The sequence below is a fragment of the Undibacterium sp. WLX3042 genome (genome assembly GCF_049544825.1).
Lineage (GTDB): Bacteria > Pseudomonadota > Gammaproteobacteria > Burkholderiales > Burkholderiaceae_D > Undibacterium.
The window spans coordinates 1,567,997-1,594,472 of the sequence record NZ_CP186698.1; the positions used below are offsets into that span (position 1 = coordinate 1,567,997).

28 protein-coding genes are annotated in these 26,476 nt (G+C 50.9%); 10 read left to right on the top strand and 18 right to left on the bottom strand.

Going from position 1 to position 26,476, the window contains the following annotated elements; genetic code table 11:
• The first annotated feature begins 63 nt into the window (after positions 1–63).
• From ACPAOP_RS07050 to ACPAOP_RS07065, 4 genes are read left to right on the top strand one after another with little or no spacing between them, the layout of a single operon-like run.
• Positions 64–1,119 (top strand): branched-chain amino acid ABC transporter permease, encoded by a 1,056-nt coding sequence (locus ACPAOP_RS07050; protein WP_423709771.1) that lies wholly within the window; start codon positions 64–66, stop codon positions 1,117–1,119.
• Entirely contained in the window at positions 1,116–2,933 is a 1,818-nt protein-coding gene (locus ACPAOP_RS07055) for an ABC transporter permease subunit (RefSeq protein WP_423709772.1), read from the top strand. Before ACPAOP_RS07050 ends, ACPAOP_RS07055 begins: the two co-directional genes overlap by 4 nt.
• Positions 2,933–3,703: an ABC transporter ATP-binding protein gene (locus ACPAOP_RS07060; RefSeq protein WP_423709773.1), complete on the top strand. Its 771-nt coding sequence runs from the start codon at positions 2,933–2,935 to the stop codon at positions 3,701–3,703. Before ACPAOP_RS07055 ends, ACPAOP_RS07060 begins: the two co-directional genes overlap by 1 nt.
• Before the next feature lie 29 nt (positions 3,704–3,732).
• Positions 3,733–4,125: a VOC family protein gene (locus tag ACPAOP_RS07065; RefSeq protein WP_423709774.1), complete on the top strand. Its 393-nt coding sequence runs from the start codon at positions 3,733–3,735 to the stop codon at positions 4,123–4,125.
• Positions 4,126–4,149: 24 nt separating this feature from the next.
• On the opposite strand, the gene ACPAOP_RS07070 is transcribed toward ACPAOP_RS07065, so the two are convergent.
• The 6 genes from ACPAOP_RS07070 to gpmA are packed head-to-tail and all read right to left on the bottom strand — an operon-like array spanning position 4,150 to position 10,014.
• Complete coding sequence (locus ACPAOP_RS07070; protein ID WP_423709775.1) at positions 4,150–4,935, bottom strand: spermidine synthase; 786 nt, start codon at positions 4,933–4,935, stop codon at positions 4,150–4,152.
• Complete coding sequence (locus tag ACPAOP_RS07075) at positions 4,932–5,573, bottom strand: glutathione S-transferase family protein (protein WP_423709776.1); 642 nt, start codon at positions 5,571–5,573, stop codon at positions 4,932–4,934. Before ACPAOP_RS07075 ends, ACPAOP_RS07070 begins: the two co-directional genes overlap by 4 nt.
• Before the next feature lie 43 nt (positions 5,574–5,616).
• Entirely contained in the window at positions 5,617–6,384 is a 768-nt protein-coding gene (locus tag ACPAOP_RS07080) for a HesA/MoeB/ThiF family protein (RefSeq protein ID WP_423709777.1), read from the bottom strand.
• Between the two features lie 43 nt (positions 6,385–6,427).
• Positions 6,428–7,909, bottom strand: a complete 1,482-nt coding sequence (locus ACPAOP_RS07085) for a S41 family peptidase (protein WP_423709778.1) — start codon at positions 7,907–7,909, stop codon at positions 6,428–6,430.
• A gap of 14 nt (positions 7,910–7,923) precedes the next feature.
• Complete coding sequence (locus ACPAOP_RS07090) at positions 7,924–9,261, bottom strand: murein hydrolase activator EnvC family protein (protein ID WP_423678972.1); 1,338 nt, start codon at positions 9,259–9,261, stop codon at positions 7,924–7,926.
• 6 nt (positions 9,262–9,267) lie between these two features.
• The gene (gpmA, locus tag ACPAOP_RS07095) at positions 9,268–10,014 is read right to left on the bottom strand and encodes a 2,3-diphosphoglycerate-dependent phosphoglycerate mutase (RefSeq protein ID WP_423678973.1); all 747 of its coding nucleotides are present in this window, start codon (positions 10,012–10,014) and stop codon (positions 9,268–9,270) included.
• A gap of 101 nt (positions 10,015–10,115) precedes the next feature.
• Between gpmA and ACPAOP_RS07100 the strand changes: the two genes are divergently transcribed.
• The 5 genes from ACPAOP_RS07100 to ACPAOP_RS07120 all read left to right on the top strand — a co-directional run bounded on the left by ACPAOP_RS07100 (position 10,116) and on the right by ACPAOP_RS07120 (position 13,254).
• The gene (locus ACPAOP_RS07100; protein ID WP_423709779.1) at positions 10,116–10,517 is read left to right on the top strand and encodes a rhodanese-like domain-containing protein; all 402 of its coding nucleotides are present in this window, start codon (positions 10,116–10,118) and stop codon (positions 10,515–10,517) included.
• A gap of 24 nt (positions 10,518–10,541) precedes the next feature.
• A complete protein-coding gene (gene grxC / locus ACPAOP_RS07105; protein ID WP_423709780.1) occupies positions 10,542–10,802 on the top strand; it encodes a glutaredoxin 3 in 261 nt (86 codons plus the stop codon).
• A gap of 191 nt (positions 10,803–10,993) precedes the next feature.
• A complete protein-coding gene (gene secB, locus ACPAOP_RS07110) occupies positions 10,994–11,467 on the top strand; it encodes a protein-export chaperone SecB (RefSeq protein ID WP_423709781.1) in 474 nt (157 codons plus the stop codon).
• Positions 11,468–11,531: 64 nt separating this feature from the next.
• The gene (locus ACPAOP_RS07115; protein WP_423709782.1) at positions 11,532–11,981 is read left to right on the top strand and encodes an SH3 domain-containing protein; all 450 of its coding nucleotides are present in this window, start codon (positions 11,532–11,534) and stop codon (positions 11,979–11,981) included.
• Positions 11,982–12,255: 274 nt separating this feature from the next.
• Positions 12,256–13,254, top strand: a complete 999-nt coding sequence (locus ACPAOP_RS07120; protein ID WP_423682295.1) for an NAD(P)H-dependent glycerol-3-phosphate dehydrogenase — start codon at positions 12,256–12,258, stop codon at positions 13,252–13,254.
• Position 13,255: 1 nt separating this feature from the next.
• Here the strand turns inward: ACPAOP_RS07120 and ACPAOP_RS07125 are convergent, their stop codons facing one another.
• The 11 genes from ACPAOP_RS07125 to ACPAOP_RS07175 all read right to left on the bottom strand — a co-directional run bounded on the left by ACPAOP_RS07125 (position 13,256) and on the right by ACPAOP_RS07175 (position 23,170).
• Positions 13,256–13,468, bottom strand: a complete 213-nt coding sequence (locus tag ACPAOP_RS07125; RefSeq protein ID WP_423678978.1) for a hypothetical protein — start codon at positions 13,466–13,468, stop codon at positions 13,256–13,258.
• A gap of 125 nt (positions 13,469–13,593) precedes the next feature.
• The gene (locus ACPAOP_RS07130; protein ID WP_423709783.1) at positions 13,594–14,109 is read right to left on the bottom strand and encodes a GAF domain-containing protein; all 516 of its coding nucleotides are present in this window, start codon (positions 14,107–14,109) and stop codon (positions 13,594–13,596) included.
• An 82-nt stretch (positions 14,110–14,191) separates the two neighbouring features.
• On the bottom strand, positions 14,192–14,389 hold the full coding sequence (locus ACPAOP_RS07135) for a hypothetical protein (RefSeq protein WP_423678980.1): 198 nt from the start codon (positions 14,387–14,389) through the stop codon (positions 14,192–14,194).
• 32 nt (positions 14,390–14,421) lie between these two features.
• Positions 14,422–15,762 (bottom strand): ATP-dependent protease ATPase subunit HslU, encoded by a 1,341-nt coding sequence (gene hslU / locus ACPAOP_RS07140; protein ID WP_423709784.1) that lies wholly within the window; start codon positions 15,760–15,762, stop codon positions 14,422–14,424.
• A 69-nt stretch (positions 15,763–15,831) separates the two neighbouring features.
• On the bottom strand, positions 15,832–16,368 hold the full coding sequence (gene hslV / locus ACPAOP_RS07145) for an ATP-dependent protease subunit HslV (protein ID WP_423678982.1): 537 nt from the start codon (positions 16,366–16,368) through the stop codon (positions 15,832–15,834).
• Between the two features lie 251 nt (positions 16,369–16,619).
• Complete coding sequence (locus ACPAOP_RS07150) at positions 16,620–17,945, bottom strand: hypothetical protein (RefSeq protein WP_423709785.1); 1,326 nt, start codon at positions 17,943–17,945, stop codon at positions 16,620–16,622.
• 361 nt (positions 17,946–18,306) lie between these two features.
• Entirely contained in the window at positions 18,307–20,301 is a 1,995-nt protein-coding gene (locus ACPAOP_RS07155; RefSeq protein WP_423709786.1) for a TonB-dependent receptor, read from the bottom strand.
• 98 nt (positions 20,302–20,399) lie between these two features.
• A complete protein-coding gene (locus ACPAOP_RS07160; protein WP_423709787.1) occupies positions 20,400–20,783 on the bottom strand; it encodes a hypothetical protein in 384 nt (127 codons plus the stop codon).
• 210 nt (positions 20,784–20,993) lie between these two features.
• Complete coding sequence (gene dksA, locus ACPAOP_RS07165; protein ID WP_423678986.1) at positions 20,994–21,482, bottom strand: RNA polymerase-binding protein DksA; 489 nt, start codon at positions 21,480–21,482, stop codon at positions 20,994–20,996.
• A 123-nt stretch (positions 21,483–21,605) separates the two neighbouring features.
• Entirely contained in the window at positions 21,606–22,661 is a 1,056-nt protein-coding gene (locus ACPAOP_RS07170) for a CobW family GTP-binding protein (RefSeq protein WP_423709788.1), read from the bottom strand.
• Between the two features lie 17 nt (positions 22,662–22,678).
• The gene (locus tag ACPAOP_RS07175) at positions 22,679–23,170 is read right to left on the bottom strand and encodes a Fur family transcriptional regulator (RefSeq protein WP_423709789.1); all 492 of its coding nucleotides are present in this window, start codon (positions 23,168–23,170) and stop codon (positions 22,679–22,681) included.
• Between the two features lie 285 nt (positions 23,171–23,455).
• Here ACPAOP_RS07175 and ACPAOP_RS07180 point away from each other — a divergent pair, with 285 nt between their 5' ends.
• Positions 23,456–25,423: a PhoX family protein gene (locus ACPAOP_RS07180; RefSeq protein ID WP_423709790.1), complete on the top strand. Its 1,968-nt coding sequence runs from the start codon at positions 23,456–23,458 to the stop codon at positions 25,421–25,423.
• Positions 25,424–25,666: 243 nt separating this feature from the next.
• Here ACPAOP_RS07180 and ACPAOP_RS07185 read toward each other — a convergent pair whose 3' ends face one another.
• Complete coding sequence (locus tag ACPAOP_RS07185) at positions 25,667–26,401, bottom strand: hypothetical protein (protein WP_423709791.1); 735 nt, start codon at positions 26,399–26,401, stop codon at positions 25,667–25,669.
• Positions 26,402–26,476 lie beyond the last annotated feature (75 nt).

Here is a 26,476-nt window from a genome sequence, read left to right on the forward strand (position 1 = left end):
AGAAATTTTATGTAAGTCAGTGACGGTAGTTCAGTTTGTTTGTTTCAGCGAGAAAGTTTTTCCATGGATTTTTCGATTGCCGCCATCCTCGCGCAGGATGGCATCACCAGTGGTGCGATATATGCGCTACTGGCGCTGGCGCTGGTGCTGGTGTTTTCCGTTACCCGCATCATTTTTATTCCTCAAGGTGAATTTGTCGCTTTTGGCGCACTGAGTCTGGCGGCGATACAGTCAGGGCAATTTCCACATTCAGTCACATTATTGCTGGGCTTGGGAACATTGTGTCTGCTCAAAGAAATTTATCAGCATCTGCGCGCGTCGCAGCGAAGCAAAAATGTTTTACGTGCATTGTTTCCGGTAATAGTAAAGCTGTTGCTGTTGCCTTTGCTGCTCTGGGTGTTGATGCGCTATCTGCCATTGCAGCAATTACCCATGCTGGTGCAGGTTATGCTGACCTTGTTGGTGGTGATTCCTATGGGGCCGATGATGTACCGGCTTGCCTATCAGCCGCTGGCGGAAGCTAGTACGCTGGTGCTGCTGATAGTTTCTGTCGGGCTGCATCTGGCGCTGACCGGGCTGGGTCTGGTGATGTTCGGCGCTGAGGGCTCAAGAACTGCTGCTTTCAGTGACGCACAATTACTGCTGGGTTCACTGATGATCTCAGGACAGAGTCTGGTGGTGATTGCCGTTTCTGTCACGCTGATGATCGCTTTGTATATCTATTTTGAGCGCAGTTTGTCTGGTAAAGCGTTGCGGGCAACCGCCGTCAATCGTCTTGGTGCGCAACTGGTCGGTATAGGCACGACGCAGGCTGGCCGTCTGGTTTTCGCGCTGACGGCAGCCTTAGGTGCCTTGTGCGGCGTCTTGATTGCGCCAATGACGACGGTGTATTACGACAGCGGTTTTCTGATCGGGCTGAAAGGCTTTGTCGGTGCGATTGTCGGCGGTTTGTTCAGCTATCCGGTGGCTGCCGCTGGTGCCTTACTGGTTGGTTTGCTTGAATCGTATTCTTCGTTCTGGGCCAGCGCTTATAAAGAGGTGATCGTGTTTACGCTGATTATCCCGGTACTGCTGTGGCGTTCTCTCAGCAGTAAACACAATGACGAGGAGGAATCATGAGTCACCTCCTGCGTTATGGAAGATACGTATTGCTGGCGCTGGTGTTCATTTTTCCAGCGTTACCGGTTCCCGAATTTTGGATCACTTTATCGAATTACATAGGCTTGTATGCGATCGTCGCGCTGGGTCTGGTTTTGCTGACCGGTGTCGGTGGTCTGACCTCGTTCGGGCAGGCGGCGTTTGTCGGTATCGGCGCGTATGCTACTGCTTATCTGAGTACGACGGCGGGCTTATCACCGTGGCTGGGTTTGCTTGCCGGTTTGCTGATCACTGTCGTGGCAGCCCTGGCAATCGGGATGATTACGATGCGCTTATCCGGCCACTATCTGCCACTGGGGACCATCGCCTGGGGCTTGTCCCTGTTTTTCCTGTTCGGCAATCTCGAATTTCTGGGGAAATACGATGGCATTAACGGTATTCCATCGATTGCGATCTTCGGCATCAGACTTGATAGCGGTCGCAGCATGTATCTGCTGATCTGGGCGATTCTGTTACTGGCAACACTGGCAATACAACACCTGCTGCAGTCGCGTCCTGGTCGTGCCATTCGCGCGCTCAAGGGCGGCGGTGTGATGGCGGAAGCGATGGGGGTGAATACCGCCCGTATGAAAGTCATCGTTTTCGTGCTGGCAGCCATGCTGGCGAGTATTTCCGGCTGGTTGTACGCCCATTTACAGCGCTCCGTGAACCCGACACCATTTGGCCTGAATGCCGGTATCGAATATTTGTTTATGGCCGTGGTGGGTGGTGCCGCGCATGTGTGGGGCGCTTTGCTGGGCTCGGCATTACTGACCATCCTGAAAGATAAACTGCAAGCGATACTACCCGCGTTGTTAGGTAGTAATGGTAATTTTGAAGTAATCGTTTTTGGCATCCTGCTGATACTGTTACTGCAAACAGCGCGCGACGGTGTATGGCCCTATCTCAGCCGTGCTGCGAAAAATATATTCCGGCCGTGGTTAGCGACAGAACCGGCTATCGTGATCAACACTCATAGTGCGCCACTCGCTAGCCGTATTAAGCCAGCAAGTGGTAACGTGATTTTAGAGATAGCGCAGGCGCGCAAAGAGTTTGGTGGTCTGGTTGCTGTGAATGACATGCAGTTCAGTGTCAGCGCAGGGCAGATTGTTGGCCTGATAGGGCCGAATGGTGCCGGTAAATCGACGATGTTCAATCTGGTGACGGGAGTATTGCCGCTGACCAGTGGTGCAGTCCGTTTTTATAGCGATGGCCAGTTACAGGACATTACTGGTTTTGCGTCGCGCGACATTGTCAGACTCGGTATCGCCCGCACGTTTCAGCATGTACGTTTGCTGGCGAATATGAGTGTGCTGGAAAACGTGGCGATAGGCGCGCACCTGCGACATAAGCAGGGTGATGTCAGCGAAGTGTTCGCCAGTATTTTGCGTCGCGATCGTAACATCGAAGACAGTTTGCTGGCCGAAGCAGCACACCAGATTGAACGGGTTGGCCTGGCACATCTGATGCATGAAGATGCGGGCAATCTGGCGCTGGGTCAGCAACGTATTTTAGAAATTGCACGTGCACTGTGCTGTGACCCGGTTTTGCTGTTACTCGACGAGCCTGCTGCTGGCTTGCGTTATAAGGAAAAACAGGAACTCGCAGAATTGTTGCGAAAATTGCGCGCCGAAGGGATGAGTATTTTGCTGGTGGAACACGATATGGATTTCGTGATGAATCTGACCGATCATCTGGTCGTGATGGAATTCGGCAGCAAAATAGCCGAAGGTTTGCCGCAAGAAATTCAACAACATCCGGCGGTATTGGAAGCGTATTTAGGTGGAATAGACTGATGACACAAGAAAATTTTCAGGCAAATTCACAAGCGCTGCTGGTCACTGATCAATTGCAGGTGTTGTACGGCAAGGTCGAAGCCTTACAAGCGACGAATATCCGGGTGGAGCGTGGACAGATCGTCACCGTCATCGGCCCGAATGGTGCCGGTAAATCAACGATGCTCAACGGCATCGCTGGCGCTTTGCCTGCCAGCGGTAGCCAGCGTGGGCAGGCCCTTTTTAACGGGCAGGATTTACGCGGCATCAGCATAGAAAAACGCGTCGCGATGGGGATGTCGCTGGTGCCGGAAAAGCGCGAATTGTTCGCCAGCATGAAAGTGGAAGACAATCTTTTGTTAGGCAGTTATCGGCGTTATCAGGCAGGGGAAAAAAACTATGCCGATCAGCTCAGCGTGGTGTTTGATTTATTTCCGCGTCTGAAGGAGCGGCGTCATCAGGAAGCGGGCACCTTGTCCGGCGGCGAGCGACAAATGCTTGCGCTGGGGCGTGCACTGATGGCAAAACCGCAGTTGCTGATGCTGGATGAACCTAGCCTTGGTCTGGCGCCATTGATCGTCAAAGAAATTTTTCACATCATTCAGCGGCTCAGGCAAACCGGCGTCGCCATATTGCTGGTTGAACAGAATGCGCGTGCTGCTTTACAGGTGGCCGACTATGCGTATGTGCTGGAAACCGGCGCGATCGCACTGCAAGGCAATGCCGCGGAACTCGCCCATGATCAGCGCGTGATTGATACCTATCTGGGGCTGACGAAGAAATCTCACTGAATGTGGCATAAGCATAATGAGGGAACGCGATGCTATCTCATGTATTTATTGGCGTGAATGATTTTCAGCGCGCTTTTCACTTCTATTCGGGAGTGATGACTGAACTGGCATTGCAACTTAAATTTTCAGAAGAAGATAAGGCGTGGGCAGGCTGGGTTGCAGCAGATCAGCCGCGCCCTCTATTTTTGATCGGCAGACCATTTAATGGAGCGCCAGCCTCAGCAGGAAATGGGCAGATGATTGCGTTGTCGGCGTCTGACCGAGCGATGGTCAGGCGAGTGTACGCAAAGGCGATACAGTTGGGGGCGACTTGCGAAGGTGCTCCGGGTCTGCGACCGCAATATCATGCAGATTACTACGGCGCATATTTTCGGGATCCGGATGGCAATAAATTATGCGTCTGTTGTCATACGCCGGAGTGACAACAGACTAACAACAGACAGACATCACTGCGTATCCTGCATCCAGGCCTTTAGTCCGTTAACCCATTTTGCCGCCGGCAATTTCATGCTGAGTCTGATCTCTGTTGCGCGTTCATACAGCACATCGAAATCGACTGCCGGTGCCTGTTTGAAGGCGATCGCAACGGTGTTCGCATCGTGCACCATCGGTAGCCAGACGACCGCATCAAAGGCCGCATTCAAGGCGTCCAGATTCGCATTGCAATTGGCTTCGTAGTGTTCCGGGTTGCCGAATAAATTGACCGTCAGTATGCCGTCATCTGTCAGACAATCTGCGCAAGCCTGATAAAACTCCGGGCTGCTGAGTGCCGGTGCTTCGGCGGCGGCATCGTACAGATCAACCTGCATCACATCGGCTTTGCCGCGATGCGCGGTATCGGTCACGTACGTCATCGCATCCATGGCGACGACATGCAGCCTGTCGTCGTTGGGTGGCAGGCGAAAATGCTGATAGCAGGCGGCGATCACATTCGGATTCAGCTCGATGGCGGTGACCTGAGCTTGCGGGAACTGGCGGTAACAGAATTTAGTCAGTGCGGCTGCACCGAGTCCCAGTTGGACGATATGTTGCGGTGTCTTGTTGAACAGCAGCCACATCATCATTTGCTGCACGTATTCCAGCTCAATCTGATCCGGCATGGCCAGTCGCATGGAACCTTGTATTGCATCGGATGATAAATGCAGAGAGCGCACACCGATGAATTCGGAAATACTGATTTCCGGATAACCGGCGATCTGGGTCACAGCGTATAAATCGGTTGGCTTACTCATACGGTTTTGTCCTCAGGCCAGATATCCACGCCTTCTATTTCCATCATTTTTTTCCAGCTCGGGCGATTCGTGATCAGTTGCACCAGATGATACAGCGCTGGCCATTCGGTTGCCGGATGCGGCATGTTACGTGACCATCGCATCAGCACCGTCAGATACAGATCGGCGACTGAAAATTGTGCACCGAGAAGATAAGGGCCATGCGCGTTCAGGTGTTGATCTAACTGATCCCATATTTTTTCTATACGCGTTTGCAGGGCATGACATACCTCATCGGGATGCGTTGCATAACCAAGTTCTGACGGATAAAACCAGAAACGATAAGTGGCCTGCAGATTGTGACTCAGATAAATCATCCACTGACGCCATTCGTCATATTGTTCCGGCGTGCCGGCCAGACCTGCCGCCGGATGGCGTTCAGCGAGCAACATCATCAACGCGGCCGTTTCTATATATGGCTTGCCATCGCACACGAGCGTCGGCACGACCCCGTTCGGATTCAGACGCAGGTAAGCGGGATCTTTCTGCTGGTTTTTTTCAAAATCGACCAGTTGCAGTTCATAAGGCGCAGCGGTTTCCAGTAAAGCGAGATGTACCGCCATGCTGGCGGTCGAAGGGGAGTAATAGAGTGTGTACATGATTTTCTGGTGAAAATAGGGAGACAACACTTGTCGCTAAAAATTAATTGGGCGAGGAAATATGTGTGCTGCCGCATACAGGACAACGCGGATTTTTTTTCATGCCTATCGTTGTCCATTCCATGTTCATCGCATCTAGTAGCAGCAAACGTCCTTGCAGAGATTGTCCCGTTTGCATGATCAGCTTCAAGGCTTCGGCTGCCTGCATGGTGCCGATGATGCCGACCAGTGGCGCAAAGACACCCATGCTGGAACACAGGACTTCCTCGAATTTCTGATCCGGTGGAAACAGACATGCATAGCAAGGCGATTCTGTATTACGCGTATCGAAGACGCTGATCTGGCCATCAAATGCAATGGCCGCACCGGAGACCAGCGGTCGTTGATATTTGACACAGGCAGCGTTCACCGCATGACGCGTGCTGAAATTGTCACAGCAATCAAGCACAATGTCCGCTTGCTGTATCAGCTCTTCGAGCCGCTGATCTTGAGCACGTTCTTGCAGGGCGACGACATGAACATCAGGATTGATCTGTTGCAGCGCAGCCCGGCCAGAGAATACTTTTGCCATGCCGATACGCTCAGTCGTATGCAGGATTTGTCTTTGCAGATTCGTCAGATCGACGTTGTCGTTATCGACCAGAGTGAGGCTACCGACACCGGCGCTGGCCAGATACATCGCAGCGGGGGAACCGAGACCACCGGCTCCTACGATCAGGACACGCGCTTCGGTGATTTTTTGCTGGCCTTCTATACCTATCTGCTCGAGCAGAATGTGGCGCGAATAGCGCAGGAGTTGATTATCGTTCATGAGATAAAAAAGGCCGCTGTGCAGCGGCCTTATGAAGGTCAGATTATTTTTTCTTGTGATCAGATTTGCCGTCTTTGTCGGCTTTCTCTGATTTTTCCGCACCGTCTTTTGTTGCGTCTTTGGTTTCTTTCGCTTCTTTAGGCTCGGTCACTTTGACCGGCAAGCCTTTCAGATGATTCAGTGCCTGCGCTAACTGAAAATCCTCTTTGCTGCCGTATTCGAGTGGCTTACTCTTCTTGGCCAGAGCCAGCAGGCGTTGCTCTTCTTCGAGTTCATCGACTTTCGGGCGGACAACTTCTTTTTCTTTATCGTTCGTCAGATGCTTTTGCAAATCTGCTTCACGTGCGCGGAAACTGTTGAATCCATCGCCTTCGGCTGTTTCTTCGACATTCAGATCAGGCACGATGCCTTTTGCCTGTATTGAGCGGCCGTTCGGCGTGTAATAGCGCGCAGTCGTCAGTTTGACTGCTGTATCAGCAGAAATCTGGCGTATGGTCTGTACAGAACCTTTACCGAAACTCTGGGTGCCGATCACCGTTGCACGTTTGTAATCCTGCAAAGCACCGGCGACGATTTCCGATGCGGAAGCCGAGCCGGTATTGATTAACACGACCATAGGCACGGTTTTAATGGCTTCCGGCAATTTAGCCAGCGGGTCACCCATTGCGCGGCCTGCGTAATATTCGCGTTTGGCGTAAAAGGTGGCTTTTGAGTCCGGCAACTGACCATTGGTGGAAACCACCGGTACATCCTTAGGCAAAAATGCAGCGGAAACGCCGACTGCGCCTGGCAGTACGCCGCCCGGATCATTACGCAAATCCAGTACCAGACCTTTGATGGCAGGATCCTGCGCATACAAAGCCTGAATTTTCTTCGCCATATCTTCGACAGTCGGCTCCTGGAACTGCGAGATACGCAGCCATGCATAACCGGGTTCAACAATCTTCGCTTTGACACTTTGCTGTTTAATCAGTTCGCGTGTGATCGTGACGATGATTGGTTTATCTTCTGTTTTACGGGCAATCGTCAGCGTGATTTTTGTGTTCGGTTCACCGCGCATTTTTTTGACAGCTTCATCAAGCGTCATGCCTTTGACTGGCAACGAATCGAGACGCGTGATCAGATCGCCGGGTTTCAAGCCGGCACGGTATGCAGGGGAATCTTCTATCGGGGATACGATTTTGACATAGCCGTCTTCCATACCGACTTCAATACCGAGGCCAACGAATTTACCTTGTGTGCCTTCCTTCAATTCTTTGAAGGACTTTTTATCCAGATAGGCAGAGTGCGGGTCCAGCGATGCCACCATGCCAGAGATCGCCTCTGTCAGCAGCTTGTTATCATCGACGGGTTCAACATAATCTGATTTGATCAGACCGAAGACATCCGCTAACTGACGCAACTCTTCCACAGGCAGGGGGCTGCCGGCATTTTTTTGCGCAAGAGCGGAAAACTGCATGGAAACCGCCACACCGGCGACCATGCCTAAGCCGATTAAACCGAAATTCTTAAATTTACTGCCCATGATTCACCTAAAGCCTATTTAACGACGATCCAGTTCAGCGGATCAAATGCCCGTCCCTGATGACGGATTTCAAAGTATAAACCTGATTCTTCGTTGCCGCCGCTGTTGCCCGCACTGGCAATAATATCGCCCGCTTTGACGCTGTCGCCGACATGTTTCAATACTGCCTGATTATTGCCATAGATGCTCATGTATTGATCACCATGACCAACAATAATCATGTTTCCGTAGCCTTTATACCAATCTGCAAAAATGACCTTGCCTGGGGCAATGGCTTTAATTTCACTGCCTTCACTGGCTTTGATGAACAAACCTTTCCAGCTCGGACCATCACCGCGCTTGCTGCCAAACTTTGCCAGAATCTCGCCTTTGACCGGCAACCTTAGCTGTCCCTTGAGACGATCAAATTCTCCGGGGGGCGGTGCTTCCGATTTTGCCTGTTTTGGGGGCGGTTCATCTGCATCAATCGCATTCGGGTTAGGTTTTTTACCGGCTTTCTTGTCCAGCGCTGCTTGCTTCGCTCTTTCCTTCTGCGCTGCAATTCTTTCCTGTCGCTGTTTCTCTTCCTGTTCCGCGCGCAGTTTATCGGCTTTCAACTGCTCTTCTATCAGTTGGTTCAGACGTGAGACAAGATTACTCAGCCTTTGTTCATCTTTTTGCAGATTATCTGCCTGTTTTTTTTGTGCGTAGAGTTTGTTTGATAACTGTCCGACCAGTGCCGCGTGCTTTTTCTTTTCTTTTTCTAACGCGATCTTGTGATCTTTTTCTTCCTCGGCAATTTCATCAAGTTCGGCTTTGGCTTCTTGTGCATCCTGCGTATTTTTTTCTGCGGCTTTCAGACTGCTGCGCAGACTTTCTATCATTTTTGCCTGCGTCTGCGAGACATAGCCCATGTATTGCAGGTCGCGGTTAATCCGGTTCGGATTGTCGCCAGACAGCAGCAGCTTGATACGATCACTGTCGCCGTGCATGTATTGCCGGCGCAGGAAGGTTGACAGTTGTTTCTTTTGTTTTTCTATCTGAGCGCTTAAAGCTTGTTGTTGCTCGGTCAGCTGCCGGAGTTTTTCTTCAGTCTGCGCTTGTTCGTTCTGCAAATCGCGTAAAGACCGGTTTGCTTCCGAAATCGCTTTTTCAGACTCGGCGAGCGCATCGCTGGCCTGATCTTTGGCACTCTCGGTCTTGTTGATGTCTGTTTTCAGTGCTTTGAGTTTTTGCTGTAACTCTGCGCGCTCAGCTTCTGCTTTGCTTTTTTGCAGGGCGCGCGAGTTACTGGCGGCAAAACCGGATACTGCTGTGCTTGTGATAGACAGGCACAGCAGGCTGGAAAGCAAAAAGCGTGTGTGTTTTTGCATCTAGAATTACTTGGATTTACCCTGGCTGGCAACGGCTTTCAGCGCGGCTTCAATCGCCGACTGATCGCCGAGGTAATAATGTCTGATCGGTTTCAGATCGGCATCCAGTTCATAGACCAAAGGCTGACCGTTAGGAATATTCAGATTGACGATATCATCGTCACTGATGCCATCGAGCATTTTGATCAGCGCACGCAGACTGTTGCCGTGTGCTGAGATCAGGATGCGTTTGCCAGAGCGGATCGCCGGGGCTATGCTGTCTTCCCACGCCGGTACGACACGCGCGACGGTGTCTTTCAGGCATTCTGTCAGCGGGATCTGTTTGCGGTCCAGACCGGCATAACGCGGATCATTGAAGGATGTACGCTCATCGTCTTCTGCCAGTGGATTCGGTGGTGTGTCATAGCTGCGACGCCAGATCAGTACCTGATCATCGCCGTATTTTGCTGCAGTTTCTGCTTTGTTGAGCCCTTGCAGTGCGCCATAGTGGCGTTCGTTCAGACGCCAGTCGTGCACGACCGGTAGCCACATCAGATCCATTTCATCAAGTGTGCCCCACAGCGTGCGGATCGCACGTTTCAGAACAGAGGTATAGGCCAGATCAAATGTCAGACCGGCTTCTTTGAGCAATTTACCTGCCTGCGTTGCCTCTGCGACGCCTTTCGGGGTCAGGTCAACGTCGGTCCAGCCGGTGAAGCGGTTATCGAGATTCCAGGTGGATTCACCATGCCGCATTAATACGATTTTGTACATAATGGTCAGTTTAAGTCGTGGTTAGTATGCATTTAAATATGTTCGCTGCATCTATTTTATAATGACGGGCTTCTGATAACCATTTTTACTACTGGAAACCTGTGAAATTCATTCTTGATAATATTTTTCTGATCGGTATTGCGTTGATTTCTGGTGGTGCTTTGTTACTGCCTTTGTTGCAACGCCGTGGTGCCAAAGTATCGCAATTACAGGCGACACAGTACATGAATCAGGGTAAAACCCTGATACTGGATGTGCGCAGCGCGGACGAATTTGCGACGGGTCATTTGCCGAATGCAAAAAATATCCCGTTGCCGGAAATAAATAATCGCTTGAAAGAAATCGAAAAGTCCAAAAATGCAGTGGTGATCACTGTCTGTGCGACGGGCGTGCGTTCATCGAATGCTGTTTCTGTCTTGAATAAAGCCGGATTTGCGCAGGTATTCAGTCTCGAAGGTGGCACCGAAGCCTGGAAAACCCAGGGTATGCCGATTGTTAAGTAAGCTGTAAAGTAGCAGGAGAAGTCTATGAAACCGCAAGTTCGTATGTATAGCACGGCTGTTTGCCCGTATTGCACGATGGCTGAACGCTTGTTGAAATCCAAGGGTGTCGAGGAAATCGATAAAGTGCGCATTGATCTTGATCCTGCCCAGCGCGAAGCGATGATGCAAAAGACCGGGCGCCGCACCGTACCACAGATTTACATCGGTGAGACTCATGTCGGCGGCTTTGACGATCTGTCAGCACTTGACCGTGCCGGTAAGCTCGACGCTTTGCTGAACCCCTGAGCAGAAAATCCGGCTTTAACCGGATTTTCTACGGGCTGGCGATGAAGTGCTTGCATAAGTGTCTGTGAAGTTGTGATTTTTGCAGTCTCCTTGCTACAATAAGGCGGCGCGATCTTGAAATGGCCGGAATTGGCCCTATTTGCTCATCTCGCTGTTCATTATTAATCTTTTAGAATTTTAGAAAGTCTCACATGTCTGACGAAAATCTGCAGCCCGTATTCCAAATCCAACGCGTATATCTGAAAGATTTGTCGCTTGAACAGCCAAATTCTCCGGCGATTTTCCTGGAGCAAGAAGCCCCTGGCATCGAAGTGTCTGTTGATGTCGGTAATGAAAAACTGGCCGATGGCATTTTTGAATCCACAGTGACAGTCACTGTGACAGCGAAAATCGGCGATAAAGTCGCTTTCCTGGTGGAAGGTAAGCAAGCCGGTATTTTTGAAGCGCGCAATATCCCCGACGATCAGCTTGATCCATTGCTGGGTATCGGTTGCCCGAACATCATCTATCCATACCTGCGTTCTAACGTAGCGGATGCGATCACCCGCGCTGGTTTCCCACCGATTCATCTGTCGGAAATCAACTTTGAAGCTTTCTATGCGCAACGTCTGCAAATCGCAGCAGAGCAGGCTAAAGCAGCTGAAGCACCTGCAACTATCCAGTAATTTTTCCTGATACCCGCCGGATCGCAATCTGATTGACGATCCGCGCTGGTGAAGAAAGACGTCCATGCGCGGCTTGATTTCCATTTCTGCCCTGAGTCTGCTGGCGACGCTGGTGACAGCGCCAGCGCAGGCTCTTGAGTTCCGTTCGGTCGGTGCATCGCCCGTCATCATGTACGACGCACCATCGGTCAAAGGTGGCAAAGTCTATGTGGCACCACGCGGCATGCCGGTGGAAGTGATTTTTACCTCGGGTGCGTGGAGCAAAGTCAGGGATATGGCGGGTGACCTGAGCTGGGTCGAATCCAAGGATCTGATCACCCGCCGCAATCTGATTGTGCGGGTTGCCAATGCGAAAATCCGCGCCAGCACTGACGATAGCGCCGCACTGGTATTCAGCGCTGAGAAAAACGTCTTGCTGGAAATGGCCGAGCCTGCTTCTGCTGGCTGGGTGAAAGTCCGGCATCGCGATGGCCAGCTTGGTTACGTGAAAGTGAACGAGGTCTGGGGTTTATAATTTCTCCCTGATCGCTGGTTTGACGGCAGTAATTCAAAAGAGGACAGCGTGCTGTCCTTTTTTTGTGTGTGACACAAGATGACCGATGGTATTTGCTGGTATCAGGTTGGCCGAACTGATCACCGGAGGCAGCCGGTATTTCAGGGTGAAATTCGCATACTCCCCCTGTTTTTATTAAAAATCCACCGATTGTCGGCATAAATAAAGGGCTTCAAAATATACTGGTGGGAGTATATTTGAGCCGTTTCTGATGAATTTCATCGTAGGTAAGAGCATGAATATCAGCGTATTAGGCGCAGGTGCCTGGGGCACAGCAGTGGCGATTGCCCTGACAGCAAAAAACAAAGTGTTGATGTGGGGAAGAAATCAGGCTGCGATGCAGGAAATGCAGGCGCAGCGCGAGAATGTCGCTTATCTGCCGGGTTTTCCCTTGCCTGAGAATCTGGAAGTGACTGCCGATTTTTCCGCTGCCATGGCGCATGTTGCGGGGAAAGACAGTTTGCTGGTGATCGCGACTTCGGTATCCGGCTTGCGCCCGACCTTAGAGGCCTGCCTCCCGTTTGCACCCCAAAATGTGATCTGGTTGTGTAAAGGCTTTGAAGAATCGACGCAGTTGCTGCCGCATCAGATTGCCCGCGAAATCTTGGGCGACGCGGTGGCCATCGGTGCTTTGTCCGGCCCGTCGTTTGCGCAGGAAGTCGCGCAGGGATTGCCTTGTGCGCTGACGATCGCCTCAACTTCGCCAGCGCTTTGTCAGCGTGTGGTGCAAGCATTGCACGTCAATGCGATGCGGGTGTATTCCAGCGATGATCTGGTCGGTGTTGAAGTCGGCGGCGCAGTCAAAAATATTCTGGCGATTGCCACCGGTGTGGCTGACGGATTGGGTCTTGGCCTGAATGCCCGCGCGGCTTTGATGACACGCGGTCTGGCAGAAATCAGCCGGCTTGGCGTTGCGCTCGGCGGCCGCGCAGAAACTCTGATGGGGCTGACCGGTGTTGGCGATCTGATCCTGACGTGTACCGGGGACTTGTCGCGTAACCGCAAAGTCGGTCTGGCGCTGGCACAAGGAAAGTCGCTTGCAGTGATCATCGAAGAGCTGGGTCATGTCGCCGAAGGTGTGCGTTGCGCGCAGGCGGTGCGCAGTCTGGCAGCGCGACTGGGCATCGATATGCCGATTACGAATGCGGTGGCGGGCGTCTTATTTGATGGCGTTTCTGCCAGAGAAATGAGTATGCGCTTGTTAGCGCGCGATTCTAAGCAGGAAGTCAGCTGAATCAATAACGGCGGCGTTGCGCCGGATATTCCAGCACCCGCGTGATCACCGGTTCGGCAATTGCGTGGCGTAGCATCAGTTCTCTGATTTTTGTCTGTCCCAGAATGTCCAGATAGTGCAGGCCGATATCCACCAGCAAGCGGGAAATCACATCTTTGCGCCGTGATGGCTGGCGATATTTATATATAGCTTTACGGCGGCGGCTTCCTGGCATGGCGGGCTCCGGCTGGTAGTATGAGCCGAGTATAAAACCAGCTATGCACATTTGGCTACTTACATGTAGTCAAATGTGCAAAGACTTTCATGCAGCCTGGTGTACCGAATGCCCAGAGTGCCCGATCAGATTGCAGGAAAATCTGTAGCGACAACGAATTCCGCCAGCAGCGCTTCCAGCCCTTGCTGATCCTCCGCAGAAAAACGGTTCAGACGAGGGCTGTCGATATCAAACACGCCAACGACCTGACCCTGCACCATCACCGGAATCACGATTTCAGAATTCGATGCAGAATCACAAGCGATATGCCCCGGAAACGCATGCACGTCTGGTACCAGCACTGTGCGTTTTTCTGCTGCCGCAGTACCGCAGACGCCACGCTTAAACGGAATGCGTGCGCAGGCGACTTTGCCCTGAAACGGCCCGACCAGTAAATCATGTGGAAATTCTTCTGTGGGGTTTTTGGCTGCTGCGCACAGATAAAATCCGGCCCAGTTCAGCCCCGTCAGGCTGTGATAAATAAAGGCTGAAAATTGCGACGCGTTGGTGCTCAGATTGCGTTCGCCTTCTAAAATACTGCGGATCTGTTTCGCCAGTAAGGCGTAATCCGGTTGTTCACTCGCGGCCGAAGTTTCAAACATGATGTTTTCTCTTGAAATTAAATGTTGCGTTGACTTACTTTTGGTAAGGCAATAAGGCAAGCGTGATAAAAATGCCCAGGCTTTATTCAGCCTTGGCCTTTAGCCTGGGATTTGCTTTTGTTTTTGCTGTTGCGTTCGCTGTGACCGGTGCTGGATGCACTTTTGGCTTTGTGCTGTATGCCAGCTTTGTCGGGAGATGTTGTGCTAAGTGGCGACCGACCTGCGAAGGCTCAACACGGAATTGCATACGCTGCCGTGTTGCCAGTGCTTTGTTTGCCATGTTGAACCCCGCAGAATGATCAGGTACGCCGCTTACAGCACGTAGCGCGACAAGTCTTCATTCACCGACAATGCGCCGAGCCGCTCTTCGACATAGGCCGCATCGATCGACACCACTTTCCCTGCGTTTTCGTGTGCTGCGTAAGAGATTTCCTCCAGCAGTTTTTCCATTACGGTGTAGAGTCGGCGCGCACCGATATTTTCGGTCGTTTCATTGACGGAATATGCGATGCTGGCGAGTTTTTCCACGCCTTCCGGAGTGAAGTCCACCGCAACATCTTCGGTTGCCAGTAAGGCCTGATACTGACGCGTCAGGCAAGCATCGGTGCTGGTCAGTATGCGTTCAAAATCGGCGGTCGATAAAGATTCAAGCTCGACGCGGATAGGGAAGCGGCCCTGTAATTCCGGGATCAGATCCGACGGTTTGGCGAGATGGAACGCACCGGAAGCGATAAACAGAATATGGTCGGTTTTGATCATGCCATATTTGGTATTGACCGTCGTGCCCTCAACCAGCGGCAGCAAATCGCGTTGCACACCGGCGCGCGAAACTTCGGCGCCACCGGCTTCTGAGCGCGACGCAATTTTATCGATTTCATCCAGAAAAACGATACCGTTCTGCTCGACGTTTCTGATCGCGTCCTGTTTCAATTCTTCTTCGTTAACCAGTTTTGCCGCTTCTTCTTCAATCAGCAATTTGAAGGCGTCCTTGATTTTCAGCTTGCGGGTTTTTTTGCGGCCATTACCTATGCCCGAGAACATGCTCTTGATCTGCTCGGTCATTTCCTCCATGCCCGGTGGCGCCATGATCTCCATGTGTGTCACGGCTTCTGCGACTTCGAGTTCGATTTCTTTATCGTCCAGCGCACCTTCACGCAGGCGTTTACGGAACGTCTGGCGTGTCGCGTTATCAGAAGCTGGCGCAGCTTCACTGCCTTCAGGATGTATCCCGAAATCGCGTGCCGGTGGTAATAAAATATCGAGAATGCGGTCTTCTGCCGCATCTTCTGCGCGCAGGCGCACTTTACGCGTTGCCGCCTCGCGGGTCTGTTTGATACCGATTTCGACCAGATCGCGGATGATGGTATCGACGTCGCGCCCGACGTAACCGACTTCGGTGAATTTCGTCGCTTCAATTTTAATGAAGGGGGCATTCGCCAGTTTCGCCAGCCGGCGCGCAATCTCAGTCTTACCGACGCCGGTCGGGCCTATCATCAGTATGTTCTTGGGTGTAATTTCATGGCGTAAAGGTTCTTCGACCTGCTGGCGACGCCAGCGGTTACGCAGGGCGATAGCAACTGCCCGCTTTGCTTTGGCCTGACCGACCACGTGTTTATCGAGTTCAGAGACGATCTCTTGCGGAGTCATATTCATGCTGTTTCCTATCTGCTTCTCAAATCCATGCCGGCGCCGCAGGCGTACATCAGGCATGGTGAATCAAAATTATTCCAGGGTTTCTATGGTGTGCGACAAATTGGTATAAATGCACAATTCACCTGCAATCGTCAGCGATTTCTTGACGATGTCGACCGGCGACAAATCGGTATTTTCAAACAGGGCAATCGCGGCTGATTGTGCAAAGGTGCCGCCAGAGCCGATCGCGCCTATACCCTGATTGGGTTCGAGTACGTCTCCATTACCGGTGATGACCAGGGTCGTGTCTTTGTCTGCGACCAGCAACATGGCTTCCAGCCGACGCAACATGCGGTCAGTACGCCAGTCTTTGGCGAGTTCCACTGATGCGCGCATCAGATGCCCCTGATGTTTTTCCAGCTTGGCTTCAAAGCGCTCGATCAGGGTGAATGCATCTGCAGTACCGCCGGCAAAGCCTGCCAGCACTTTATTGTGATACAGCTTGCGTACCTTACGCGCTGTGCCTTTCATAACGATGTTGCCAAGGGTGACCTGACCATCGCCGCCGAGGGCGACGACATTGCCGCGCCGTACCGTCAGAATGGTAGTGCCGTGAAATTGTTCCATAAGGACCTCATAAATGGTTGAAACTATGTCGCGAAGCGTCGCAGGCTTATACCGGCAGACATTGAATCAGAACGGCATTGCGTACTGAAAGAATCTTGTTACGTGAGTGCTTGCTACTGCTGTGATCGCCTTGCAATGGTCTTTATCAGACTGAATATATATCAGTTCAAGAAGCAGCAGCGGCAACGCACAGGCGATGGCGCATCGGAACCAGAAAGAAAATGGGGTGTTTCGGCAGAATTACAAGAAGTCTAGTGCTTACGCAGTGAGATGCTGGCGATATTTTTTAAACCCATCGCGTTAAATAACATCATGACCAGATAATTCACTTCTTCAAAGCGGATAGTGACGCTAGGTTTGCCGAAGATAGGTGCGAGACCATTTAATAATTCAGCCGAGGCACTGAATTCCACGCGGTCCAGTTTTGAGCAATCAATGATCAGCGGCTGATGCAGTGCTGCTTGTTCAGCAATTTTTTTGACCAGCGCATCGACGCTGCCTTCCACTGTGGCGGGCATGAAAAAGCGATCAGAAGGTGCTTCTTCGTCTTCGTGAAGCAGTTCGGGGAAAGCATCCGTGACGTTATTCTTGGGGGCTTCGAAAGACGGAGGTGACACTTCAAATGTAATGCAGTAATCGATGCTGGTTTCTTCGAACGCTTTTTCAAAGTGCAGCAATTGGAGAATTTCCAATAACAGCAGCCACGGTGCTTCTGTCTCATCACGCCGTCCGACCTGCAAAATGGCGCGAATTTTATCTGTCAGGCTTTGTGCGCCGACCAGCATCAGATCATGCTCGGTCTTTTTCAGATTTTTGAGTGTCCGTAACAATAAGCCGCAGCCGACAGGATCAACTTCTTTAATTTTCGAGAAATCCAGACGCAGGCTAGGACTCTTTGCGCTCGCAGTATTAATTTTTTCCAGTACTTTGACAATCGTGGCGTCAAGTTTGACCGGGAAAAGTATGCTGGGTCGTGATGCATCTTTAGGGTGTGTCTCGGCTTCAGGCTGCGGCATATTTTCCGGCCATAGCGGAGGAGATGTTTCAAATTTGTTTGCGTAGTCGAGCGAGAGGCTTTCAAATTTATGCTGATTATTTGTGATCCGGTATAAATCAAACAGCATCTGCCAGCCTATTTCTGTTGCCATTCCTAAATGCTGATGATGTACTGCGGCGTCCAGCATTTGCTCTGCCACGGTATTTTGTCCGCTTGCAAACAAAATCGCAGCTTCTTCGAGCACAGGTACAGATTCACTGTAAGCAAGCGCCGAACCCGGAATCTCGGTGTTATGTCCGAGCAGGTAATCTGAGGGCATAGGCATGGGCAGGGTCGTCTGAAAATAAGCAACTGGAACAGGGCTGGTCAGTGGCTGGGTGTTTTCGGACAGACTTGGTTTCTTACCCTCGTTTTTTTTGGGAAAGTCAGTTTTCGTGAAGGCAGGTGGGCGCGTCTTGACGATATCGCGCGACATTTCAAATTCTATGGCATCAATTTTTCGTTCAGTAGCCCGAGCGACGTGCCGCTGTGCAATGACAGAATTACTGAAAACTTCGCTGTCATGGAAACCTGTAATCACAGTGTTGCCAGATTTTGAGCGAGCTTTTCTTGAAGAAGATTTCTCGGTGGAGCGATCTTCTTTTTTGCCACCTTTTTTACCGAAAAGAGAAAAAATCCCCACGCTATTCCTAAAAAAATACGTCTTAAACGAGTGAAAACTATGCTCGCTAAGTATATTCTTAATTGAGCATAAATAGTAAGCAGCGCTTTTTGGACTTAACAATCTCTTATTTTTTTGAAAGTCATTTTTTTCAAAAAAATATCAGAGAAGTCGACATATTAAGCTTATATAAGAAAAAATGGAGGCTGTTAGCCTCCATTTCATATTTTTCCGTGTTGCTCTTATGCATGTATTTTTACATTTTGTAACAAGCCCGGACTTAAAAGCTGGTTCGGACTCCGGCGATAAAACTGCGGCCCGGTTGCGGAACACTTTCTCTGAGTACTGAAGTGGACAGGCGGATATCCTGATTGAATAAATTTCTTGCCATCAGGAACCAGGTAATTTGCTGTCCCTGATATGGGTGCGAGTAGCTGAGGTTGACATCAGCCCTGGTGTACGACGGCGTGATGTAATTTTCAAAACTGGCCAGCCGATCTTGGCGCTGTGCGTGCAGGATATTCATTGAAGTGCGCCATGGCCCTTGTTTATATCCCAGATCCATGCCTATCCGTGTTGCCGGTTGCAACGGCAAGTTGCCAAGATCAGTTAGGGTGCCGCGCGAGAGATCGGCAAAGGCGCGTGCTGAGAAGCCTTCTCCCAGATGGTTATAACTGATTTCGGCTTCACCGCCATGAATCCTGGCCGTTGCCTGTGACCAGTGACGTAAAGTAAATTCAGCATCGGTCTGAGGGATGCCTTCTGCATCGACTCTGGTGCCATCAGTGTGGCCGTAGATGTAGTTGCTGACCTGATTCAGGAACGCATTCAGTTTCCAGCGCAATAAGCCAGTCGATTTTTGCAGGGTGAATTCGAGATTATGGGAAATCTCTTTCTTCATATTGATATTGCCGATATCAAAAGTCGCTGTCGATTCGTGTGGTCCCGCTGAATACAATTCTTCTGTCGCAGGAGCCCGTTGCGCGAGCGAAAAACTCAGGCCGGCGCTGTATCCCGGGGTAAATTGCCATAAACCGCCGGCCGATGCGGAATACAGATTGAAGTTTCTGCGGGCGAGTGTACTGATTTCATCCGGTTCGCGGCTCACATTTTCAAAGCGGACACCAGCACTGCCGAGCACCTCGCCAAACTGACGTTGCTCAAGGATAAAGGCGGCGACTGAGCTTGATTTTGTGGTTGGAACCGTATCTGCACGACCGCTGGTGGCGGACAATGCAGAAAATCTGGTTTGTTCCGTCTGCAGTCCCCAGCTGCCTTGCCAGCCTGACCAGTTTGCATGTGACAGGACGATGCGGCTTTCCAGCATTTTGTTTTTAAAGTTTGTGACCGGCGTACCATCTTCCGCTTTTTCTGTGTGCTGATAATCGGTGCCGCTGAGTTTAAATTTCAGACTGTCAAAACCTTGCAGTGGAGAATGGAGCTGACCTTCCAGATCCAATCTGTTTTGTCGCAGATCGATAAATGACTTTTCTGCAGTTGGAATGCCGTAACGATCGTTCAGCGTTTGTAATGCCGCACCCAGATAACCCCATGACTGAATCAGAGAAGCGCCTGCTGCAAGGCTGTTGGAGCGGCTGAAACTGGAGGGTAGTTTGCCATCTGCTGAGGCCGGATCTGACTGGTTTGCTTTGCCTGGAATATCATAGTTGCCGGTTTCACGGCTGTTTCCGTCCAGATGCAATCCTATGTTGCCACTGGCACCATCCACGGAGAAGGAGCCACTTTTTTCCTGATTCACAGTGCCGTATCTGAGTTCTGCTTCACCTGTCGCCTTTTTGTTCAGCATTGTAGGAATCCGGTTGTCAATCACGTTGATCAGGCCACCGATGGCACCACTGCCATAAAGCAGAGCAGCCGGGCCGCGCAGAATTTCAATTTGTTGTGCAGTTGAGCTTTCGCTGGCGACGGCGTGATCATTGGACAGACTGGAGATATCCGCGACGGCCATGCCGTTTTGCAGAATTTTGACGCGTGGACCTTCCAGACCGCGGATGATGGGGCGGGAGGCACCGGCACCAAATCCGGATGCGGAGACACCGAGTTCATTACCCAACGTTTCACCAAGTGAAGTGCCGATTTTTGTGCGCAGCTCAGGGCCGGACAATATCTTTGCCGGTGTCAGCACCTGCATATCTTCGCCGTTTCCCAGTGGGTTAGAGGTGACAGTGACGGTACTGATTGCCTGTGCGTTGGCGTTGTAATGAGCAAATGCGGAGAGTACAGCGGCGGCGGCAATAGTGCGGTGAAATTGCATGATTTTTCCTGAAACATGAAAATGAACAAAGCAGACCGCTCATACGAGCGATCTGAAAATTGAGCTGAGTGCCGGTCATTGGATTCCGGCTGAGATTTTCAATGCTTCAGAAAAGGCGGGGCGCGTGATAAGAATGGAAGCTGTATGCTGGCGAGCCAGATGGTGCTGGCAGCAAACGCGTTGATGAAATCGGATGCCCTGAGCAGCGATAGTGCCGGTACGCAGGCGTCAAGATAATCTGCAGCCACGGTCGCGTCGAATAAAGCGCATGAATGCAGTGCTCTTTCGTCGGAATCTGATGTGACTTGCCAGAAGGTATAACTGGTGCTGAGTGCGGTAACTTGTGCTTTGCCACCTGGCCAGCCTGCATGTGCCAGTTTATGAGAGAGACTGACCCATTGTGCCAGCAGTAAAGCGGGCAACAGCAGGCACAGCAGCCAGTGGCTGCTGCGTCTGTGTCTGTATGGATAAGATGCGCTCATTTGTAAGGCAAACCGGGCTGTTGATTATTATTGGCATCGCGTTGTAAAAAGCCAACATTCTTTTGTTGAGCGATAACGCAAGGCGCGGTTTTGATAGCGAACTATCTATAAAGTTCCTCATCAATGCAACATTGTTGCAGTTTCCTGATTAAAAAAAGCGTGTAACTGATTACACGCTTTTTACTTTAATGCATTTTTGTGACAGCGGAATTAATCGCCGTACAGTTTTTGTTTCATTTCACGTCGTTGTTGAGCTTCGAGAGACAGTGTTGCTGTCGGACGTGCCAATAAGCGCGGAACGCCGATAGGCTCGCCTGTTTCTTCGCACCAGCCGTAGTCGCCTTCATCAATGCTGGCGATAGCTTGCTGAACTTTTTTCAGCAATTTGCGTTCGCGGTCACGGGTACGTAACTCAAGCGCGTGTTCTTCTTCGATCGTGGCACGGTCTGCCGGATCGGGAACTAAAACGGTTTCGCGAAGATGCTCGGTAGTTTCGTCGGCATTCTTCAATAAATCCTTTTCAAGCTGTTGCAAACGGGCCTTGAAAAATGCCAGTTGTGCAGCGTTCATATAGTCCTTCTCTCCCATCGCGAGGATTTGTTCCTCGGTGAGCAGGGCTTCGGGGGCGCTGACTGTAGCAGTCGATTTAGATGATTTAGTTGCCACTTCGCTTACTTTCGATACAACGGGTTTATACATAGAAAAAGTCTGAAACGATGAAGTTTTCAGATAATTTATCCTCCCCTTACTGATATGAAAAGCAGCATTTTCACTCATGCTACTTGCACAACAGACAATGCCTTATATCAGTAGCCCGACAGTTTATACTAAACAATGCTCCAGACCTTGAATAAATATGTCTTTTGGTAGATTTTTGCCAATAAACACCATTTTGCTTTCTTTTGTCTCTGCATCACCCCATTTGGCACCGACGTCAGTTCCCATGATCTGATGCACGCCCTGAAAGATTACTTTGCGGTCAGCGCCCTGCATGTACAACACTCCTTTATAGCGCAGCATACGCGGACCGAAAACCTGAATCAGGCCACCTAAAAATTCGTCAAGCTGCCCTGTATTGAATGGGCGTGTACTTTTAAACACAAATGCAGCGATATCATCAGAATGATGCGCGTGATGATGATTATGCGCATGTTCATGCCCGTGCTCATGCGTGCAATGTTCATCGCAGTGTTCGCCGTGATGTTCGTGTGCATGATCTTCTTCGCTTAAAAATTCGGGATCAAGATCCAGTTTTGCGTTCAGGTTAAAGCCTTTCAGATCCAGCACTTCAGCAATGGCAATGTTGCCGAAATCGACGGTGCTGATTGGTGCGCGTGGATTGATATGCATCAGACGCGAGCGCAGGATTGCCAGTTGTTGTGCATCCACCAGATCGGTCTTGGATAACAGAATTTTGTCGGCGAAACCTACCTGACGTTGTGCTTCTTCATGTTCATCGAGTTGCTGCATGCCATGACGTGCATCGACTACGGTCACGACAGCGTCGAGCATGTAGTAGGTACCGACTTCTTCATCGACGAAGAAAGTCTGCGCCACCGGGCCGGGATTGGCGAGACCTGTGGTTTCGATAATCACGCGGTCGAAATCTATCTTACCTTCATTCTTTTGCTGTATCAGCTTCGTGAGTGCGAGGATCAGATCGCCGCGTACAGTACAGCAGATACAGCCGTTGTTCATCTCAACGATTTGTTCATTACTGTCCTGTACCAGAATTTGATTGTCGATATTTTCCTGGCCGAATTCATTTTCGATCACGGCGATTTTATAGCCGTGGTTTTCCTGCAGGATGCGGTTGAGCAGGGTCGTTTTTCCTGCGCCCAGAAAGCCGGTCAGAATAGTGGTGGGAATCAGTGCCATAGCGTCAGAAAGAAAAGTTAATCGGAACAGTCAGCACACCAGCCTTTGATGGTCAGCTCAATGTCATGACTTTGAAAACCACGCCCCAGTGTTGCTTGCAGGGTCGCCTGCAATTGTTCGTGTAAAGACGCGGGCTGTTCTGCGTCATCGAGACAAAACACGCGGGCGCAGCGGGTACATTTGAAATGACCGTGCTGGTGTTGAGTCACCCCGGTTTTTGACTCGCCAGACTGTTCACTGCCGGTGCTGTAGCGGAATACCCGGTCATCGCCCGGAATTTTATGCGTGAGACCGGCTTCAGTCAGACAATCCAGTGCACGATACAAGGTGACCCTGTCCATCTCAGGCAGCGCATCCTGTACTTCCAGATGCGACAGTGCCCGTTTGGTATCGAGTAATACCGACAATACCCCCAGCCTGGCATCGGTGACGCGGACGCCGCTGGCCCGCAGCAAGTCCGAGGCTTGCGCCTGGTCGCTGACAGTGTGACTGTGATGCGCAGATTTCATATCGAATGCAGGAAAGAATAAGCAAGAATAAGCCGGCATTATGCCTGAAACTGCAATTCAGTTGCAAAAGTGTGCCTGTTCAGAATCACGGCACAAAAAATCAGTAATTAGCGCCGCTTTTTTACTCATCGTTTCCATTCATCGTCTTGTCATATTTGCTTTTTAAACTGCGCGGCGGTGAATCCGCGGATGCGCTCTGTTCCGCGCAGCTGGTTCTCACTGAATTTGTGCGCCGCGCATCGCTGATGCCCTTGTTTTGATGTCATTCACTCTGGGATTATTCTTATGTCAGATCAACCTCAATCAGGTCGCCGCAAGGCATTAAAATTCCTCGCTGGTGCGCCGTTGTTACCGCTCGGTGCGATGTCCTCGGCATCACTGCTGTCTGCCTGCGGTGGTGGCTCGACGATTGCAGCGTCGCCGGCGGCTTCGGTCGCTAATTTTGTGTCCGCAGACTTTACCGCGATGGCTGCACCGGCATTGTCAAACGCTGCTGCGATGGCTACCACGACGCTGGCTTCCAGCCTGAACGTCACGTTCAGCGACAATTCCATACAAACATACAAACTCGCTTATCAGCCTTTCTTCCTGACCGGCGATATGGTGCCGAACGGTAATGGTGGCACAGTGCTGGCCGGCGGTTACTACGATATAAATAACAAGCCGATTATCGATGCGACTGTCGCCGGTAAAGAGCGTCAGTACTTCTCCGATTCGCCGGATGGCACTTCCCTGTTGTCGCTGCCAAACCCGACAGTCAGCGGCATCAAAGGCAAGGCAGTATTTGCAGTCGTGCAGTTCGAGTACACGACTTGGGCACAGGACGGCAAAACTGATATGTACGGTAAATTGCCGTCACCGATTGCGGTACTGACGCTGGATCAGGATCAGACAACCGGTAAATTAACTCTGGTGAAATATCATAACGTTGACACTTCCAAAGTGAATGGTTTGTGGATTACCTGTGGTTCCAGCCTGTCGCCGTGGAACACGCATTTATCGAGTGAAGAGTACGAGCCGGACGCATTCACAATCAGCTCAAACACGATGTTTGCAGCGTACAGCACGAATTTGTACGGAGATCCGACCAAAGCAAATCCTTACCACTATGGGCATTTGCCAGAAGTGACGGTCAATCCCGACGGTACCGGTTCAATTAAAAAGCACTATTGCCTGGGTCGTATTTCGCATGAACTGATACAGGTTTTCCCGGACAACCGCACGGCACTGATGGGTGACGATGCAACGAATGGTGGCTTGTTCATTTTCGTCGCAGACAAGGAAAAAGATCTGTCTTCAGGTACTTTGTATGTTGCTAAAATCGGCGCGGGTTTCTCACTTGATCCAGCCGCTGCGGGCGCGCCGCTGAGCTGGATTAAACTCGGCTCCGCAACCAGTGCGGAAATCGAAGCGTTGGCAAATAAGCTGAAACCGACAGACATCATGGATGTCTCGAACACCGATCCTAAAGATCCGACTTACACCAAAATTTATATCGGCGGAAAAATCCAGTGGGTACGCGTCAAAGCCGGCATGGAAAAAGCCGCGGCTTTCCTCGAAACCCATCGTTACGCCGCCCTGATGGGCGGCAGTATGGCGTTGACGAAGCTGGAAGGCACCACCGTCAATGCGAAAGATAAGATTGCGTATTCGGCTCTGCAAAACATGCAAAGTTCCATGGTGCGTGGTAATGCGGCATGGAACGAAGCCTTCGGCGTGACGCTGGAAAAAGCCCTGAACGCGGGTGGTATTCTGGCGCACACGCTGACAGGCGGTCAGAAAGATACTTCCGGTGCGCCGATCAACAGTGAATGGGTACCGACGGTCACCAAGACTTTGCTGATCGGTGAAGATATTGCAGCAGATGCTTTGGGCAACACCTGCAATCCGGATAAAATCAGTGCGCCGGATAATCTGAAATTCTCAGAAAAACTGCGCACCCTGTTCATTGGCGAAGACAGCGGTTACCACGTGAATAATTTCTTGTGGGCTTACAACGTCGATACCAAAAAATTATCACGTGTTGCATCGATGCCTGCCGGTGCCGAAGCGACCGGTTTGTCGGTGGTGGATAATCTGAATGGCTGGACCTACATCACCAGCAATTTCCAGCACGCCGGCGACTGGGGCGGCATCCACAATATCGTTAAGCCTGCGCTCGATCCGTTGGTGCGTGCGAACTATAAGGATCGTTTTGCCTCCGCGGTGGGCTATCTGACCGCTGATGTCAGCAGTGTCAAACTGACGAAATAAAGCTGACGAGCGGAACTTCCGGCACAAAGCTGACCGGAAGTGCAATTTAGCTTTGAATAAAAAAGGACAGATCATTCTGTCCTTTTTTACGTTCAAATATACTGGGGGGAGTATATTTTGAAGCCCTTATTTGATAAGGACCTCAGCGGTATTCATGGCGCAGAAGCGGGGAGTATCTGATCTCTGTGCTGCACGTTCATGCATAAACGGGCGCGCCCAGAGCGCGCTTGATCTGCGTGCAAATCAATCAAGAAAATCCGCATATTCTTTTTGCGCATAGCCTTTTAAATTCTGCCATGGCAGCTTAGTGCTGAGCGGAGACTGAAGCTTGACTTCGACGCGTCGGAAGAAGGTACCCGCTTTATCACCGCTCTCGATAATCAGCGGAATTTGTTTTTGCTCATCCCATAATATTCTCTGGAAATTGCCATTCATTTCGCGTTCACGCCATTGAGCACCGCTGACGGTCGGAGTCTTCTTTGACAGTGGCATGGATTTGACGAGTTTGGGATCAACCAGATAAAACGCGTTTTCCCACGAGCCGTCGAAATTCACGTTGTCGTATTCGGAAGCCGGAATCGCGATAATTTCTTTATCTTTGGCATTCACAAATTCGATCTGGGTCTTATTACCTTCCTGAAACACATGACGAGGAAGCACTACATGGTTGAAGTGTTTATGTTTTGCTTCCTTCATTTTCTTATTGTTGCTCTTCTCATCAGCATGATCGCCATCGGCGTGGTCATGCATGCCAGCCGGTAATACGCGGGCGATCCAGACATGTTTCGCGCGGCGTAACAGGGTTTCTTCGTAGCGTGCTTCGCGCGTCACGCCTTCCGGGGTTAACACCCGGCTGTAATTTTGTATTTTCAGATCCAGATCCGGCGCTGCCGTGTCAGGCGTCGCTGGCGCTGCCATTACAAATTGGCTGGCGGACAGAGCCAGGCCAAGTGCGGCGATAAGATAGTTGAATTTCATTTTTAAATAAGACTTTCGTGCTCGTGAAGATTGCAATATCAGACGATCTGCGCGGATCGCCGTAAAGATGAAAAA

What these genes read in the sequence shown, in the direction of transcription:
- ACPAOP_RS07050 (WP_423709771.1), top strand. Translation starts at nt 64, where the DNA reads ATGGATTTTTCGATTGCCGCCATCCTCGCGCAGGATGGCATCACCAGT.
- ACPAOP_RS07055 (WP_423709772.1), top strand. Translation starts at nt 1,116, where the DNA reads ATGAGTCACCTCCTGCGTTATGGAAGATACGTATTGCTGGCGCTGGTG.
- ACPAOP_RS07060 (WP_423709773.1), top strand. Translation starts at nt 2,933, where the DNA reads ATGACACAAGAAAATTTTCAGGCAAATTCACAAGCGCTGCTGGTCACT.
- ACPAOP_RS07065 (WP_423709774.1), top strand. Translation starts at nt 3,733, where the DNA reads ATGCTATCTCATGTATTTATTGGCGTGAATGATTTTCAGCGCGCTTTT.
- ACPAOP_RS07070 (WP_423709775.1), bottom strand. Translation starts at nt 4,935, where the DNA reads ATGAGTAAGCCAACCGATTTATACGCTGTGACCCAGATCGCCGGTTAT.
- ACPAOP_RS07075 (WP_423709776.1), bottom strand. Translation starts at nt 5,573, where the DNA reads ATGTACACACTCTATTACTCCCCTTCGACCGCCAGCATGGCGGTACAT.
- ACPAOP_RS07080 (WP_423709777.1), bottom strand. Translation starts at nt 6,384, where the DNA reads ATGAACGATAATCAACTCCTGCGCTATTCGCGCCACATTCTGCTCGAG.
- ACPAOP_RS07085 (WP_423709778.1), bottom strand. Translation starts at nt 7,909, where the DNA reads ATGGGCAGTAAATTTAAGAATTTCGGTTTAATCGGCTTAGGCATGGTC.
- ACPAOP_RS07090 (WP_423678972.1), bottom strand. Translation starts at nt 9,261, where the DNA reads ATGCAAAAACACACACGCTTTTTGCTTTCCAGCCTGCTGTGCCTGTCT.
- gpmA (WP_423678973.1), bottom strand. Translation starts at nt 10,014, where the DNA reads ATGTACAAAATCGTATTAATGCGGCATGGTGAATCCACCTGGAATCTC.
- grxC (WP_423709780.1), top strand. Translation starts at nt 10,542, where the DNA reads ATGAAACCGCAAGTTCGTATGTATAGCACGGCTGTTTGCCCGTATTGC.
- secB (WP_423709781.1), top strand. Translation starts at nt 10,994, where the DNA reads ATGTCTGACGAAAATCTGCAGCCCGTATTCCAAATCCAACGCGTATAT.
- ACPAOP_RS07115 (WP_423709782.1), top strand. Translation starts at nt 11,532, where the DNA reads ATGCGCGGCTTGATTTCCATTTCTGCCCTGAGTCTGCTGGCGACGCTG.
- ACPAOP_RS07120 (WP_423682295.1), top strand. Translation starts at nt 12,256, where the DNA reads ATGAATATCAGCGTATTAGGCGCAGGTGCCTGGGGCACAGCAGTGGCG.
- ACPAOP_RS07125 (WP_423678978.1), bottom strand. Translation starts at nt 13,468, where the DNA reads ATGCCAGGAAGCCGCCGCCGTAAAGCTATATATAAATATCGCCAGCCA.
- ACPAOP_RS07130 (WP_423709783.1), bottom strand. Translation starts at nt 14,109, where the DNA reads ATGTTTGAAACTTCGGCCGCGAGTGAACAACCGGATTACGCCTTACTG.
- ACPAOP_RS07135 (WP_423678980.1), bottom strand. Translation starts at nt 14,389, where the DNA reads ATGGCAAACAAAGCACTGGCAACACGGCAGCGTATGCAATTCCGTGTT.
- hslU (WP_423709784.1), bottom strand. Translation starts at nt 15,762, where the DNA reads ATGAATATGACTCCGCAAGAGATCGTCTCTGAACTCGATAAACACGTG.
- hslV (WP_423678982.1), bottom strand. Translation starts at nt 16,368, where the DNA reads ATGGAACAATTTCACGGCACTACCATTCTGACGGTACGGCGCGGCAAT.
- ACPAOP_RS07155 (WP_423709786.1), bottom strand. Translation starts at nt 20,301, where the DNA reads ATGCAATTTCACCGCACTATTGCCGCCGCCGCTGTACTCTCCGCATTT.
- ACPAOP_RS07160 (WP_423709787.1), bottom strand. Translation starts at nt 20,783, where the DNA reads ATGAGCGCATCTTATCCATACAGACACAGACGCAGCAGCCACTGGCTG.
- dksA (WP_423678986.1), bottom strand. Translation starts at nt 21,482, where the DNA reads ATGTATAAACCCGTTGTATCGAAAGTAAGCGAAGTGGCAACTAAATCA.
- ACPAOP_RS07170 (WP_423709788.1), bottom strand. Translation starts at nt 22,661, where the DNA reads ATGGCACTGATTCCCACCACTATTCTGACCGGCTTTCTGGGCGCAGGA.
- ACPAOP_RS07175 (WP_423709789.1), bottom strand. Translation starts at nt 23,170, where the DNA reads ATGAAATCTGCGCATCACAGTCACACTGTCAGCGACCAGGCGCAAGCC.
- ACPAOP_RS07180 (WP_423709790.1), top strand. Translation starts at nt 23,456, where the DNA reads ATGTCAGATCAACCTCAATCAGGTCGCCGCAAGGCATTAAAATTCCTC.
- ACPAOP_RS07185 (WP_423709791.1), bottom strand. Translation starts at nt 26,401, where the DNA reads ATGAAATTCAACTATCTTATCGCCGCACTTGGCCTGGCTCTGTCCGCC.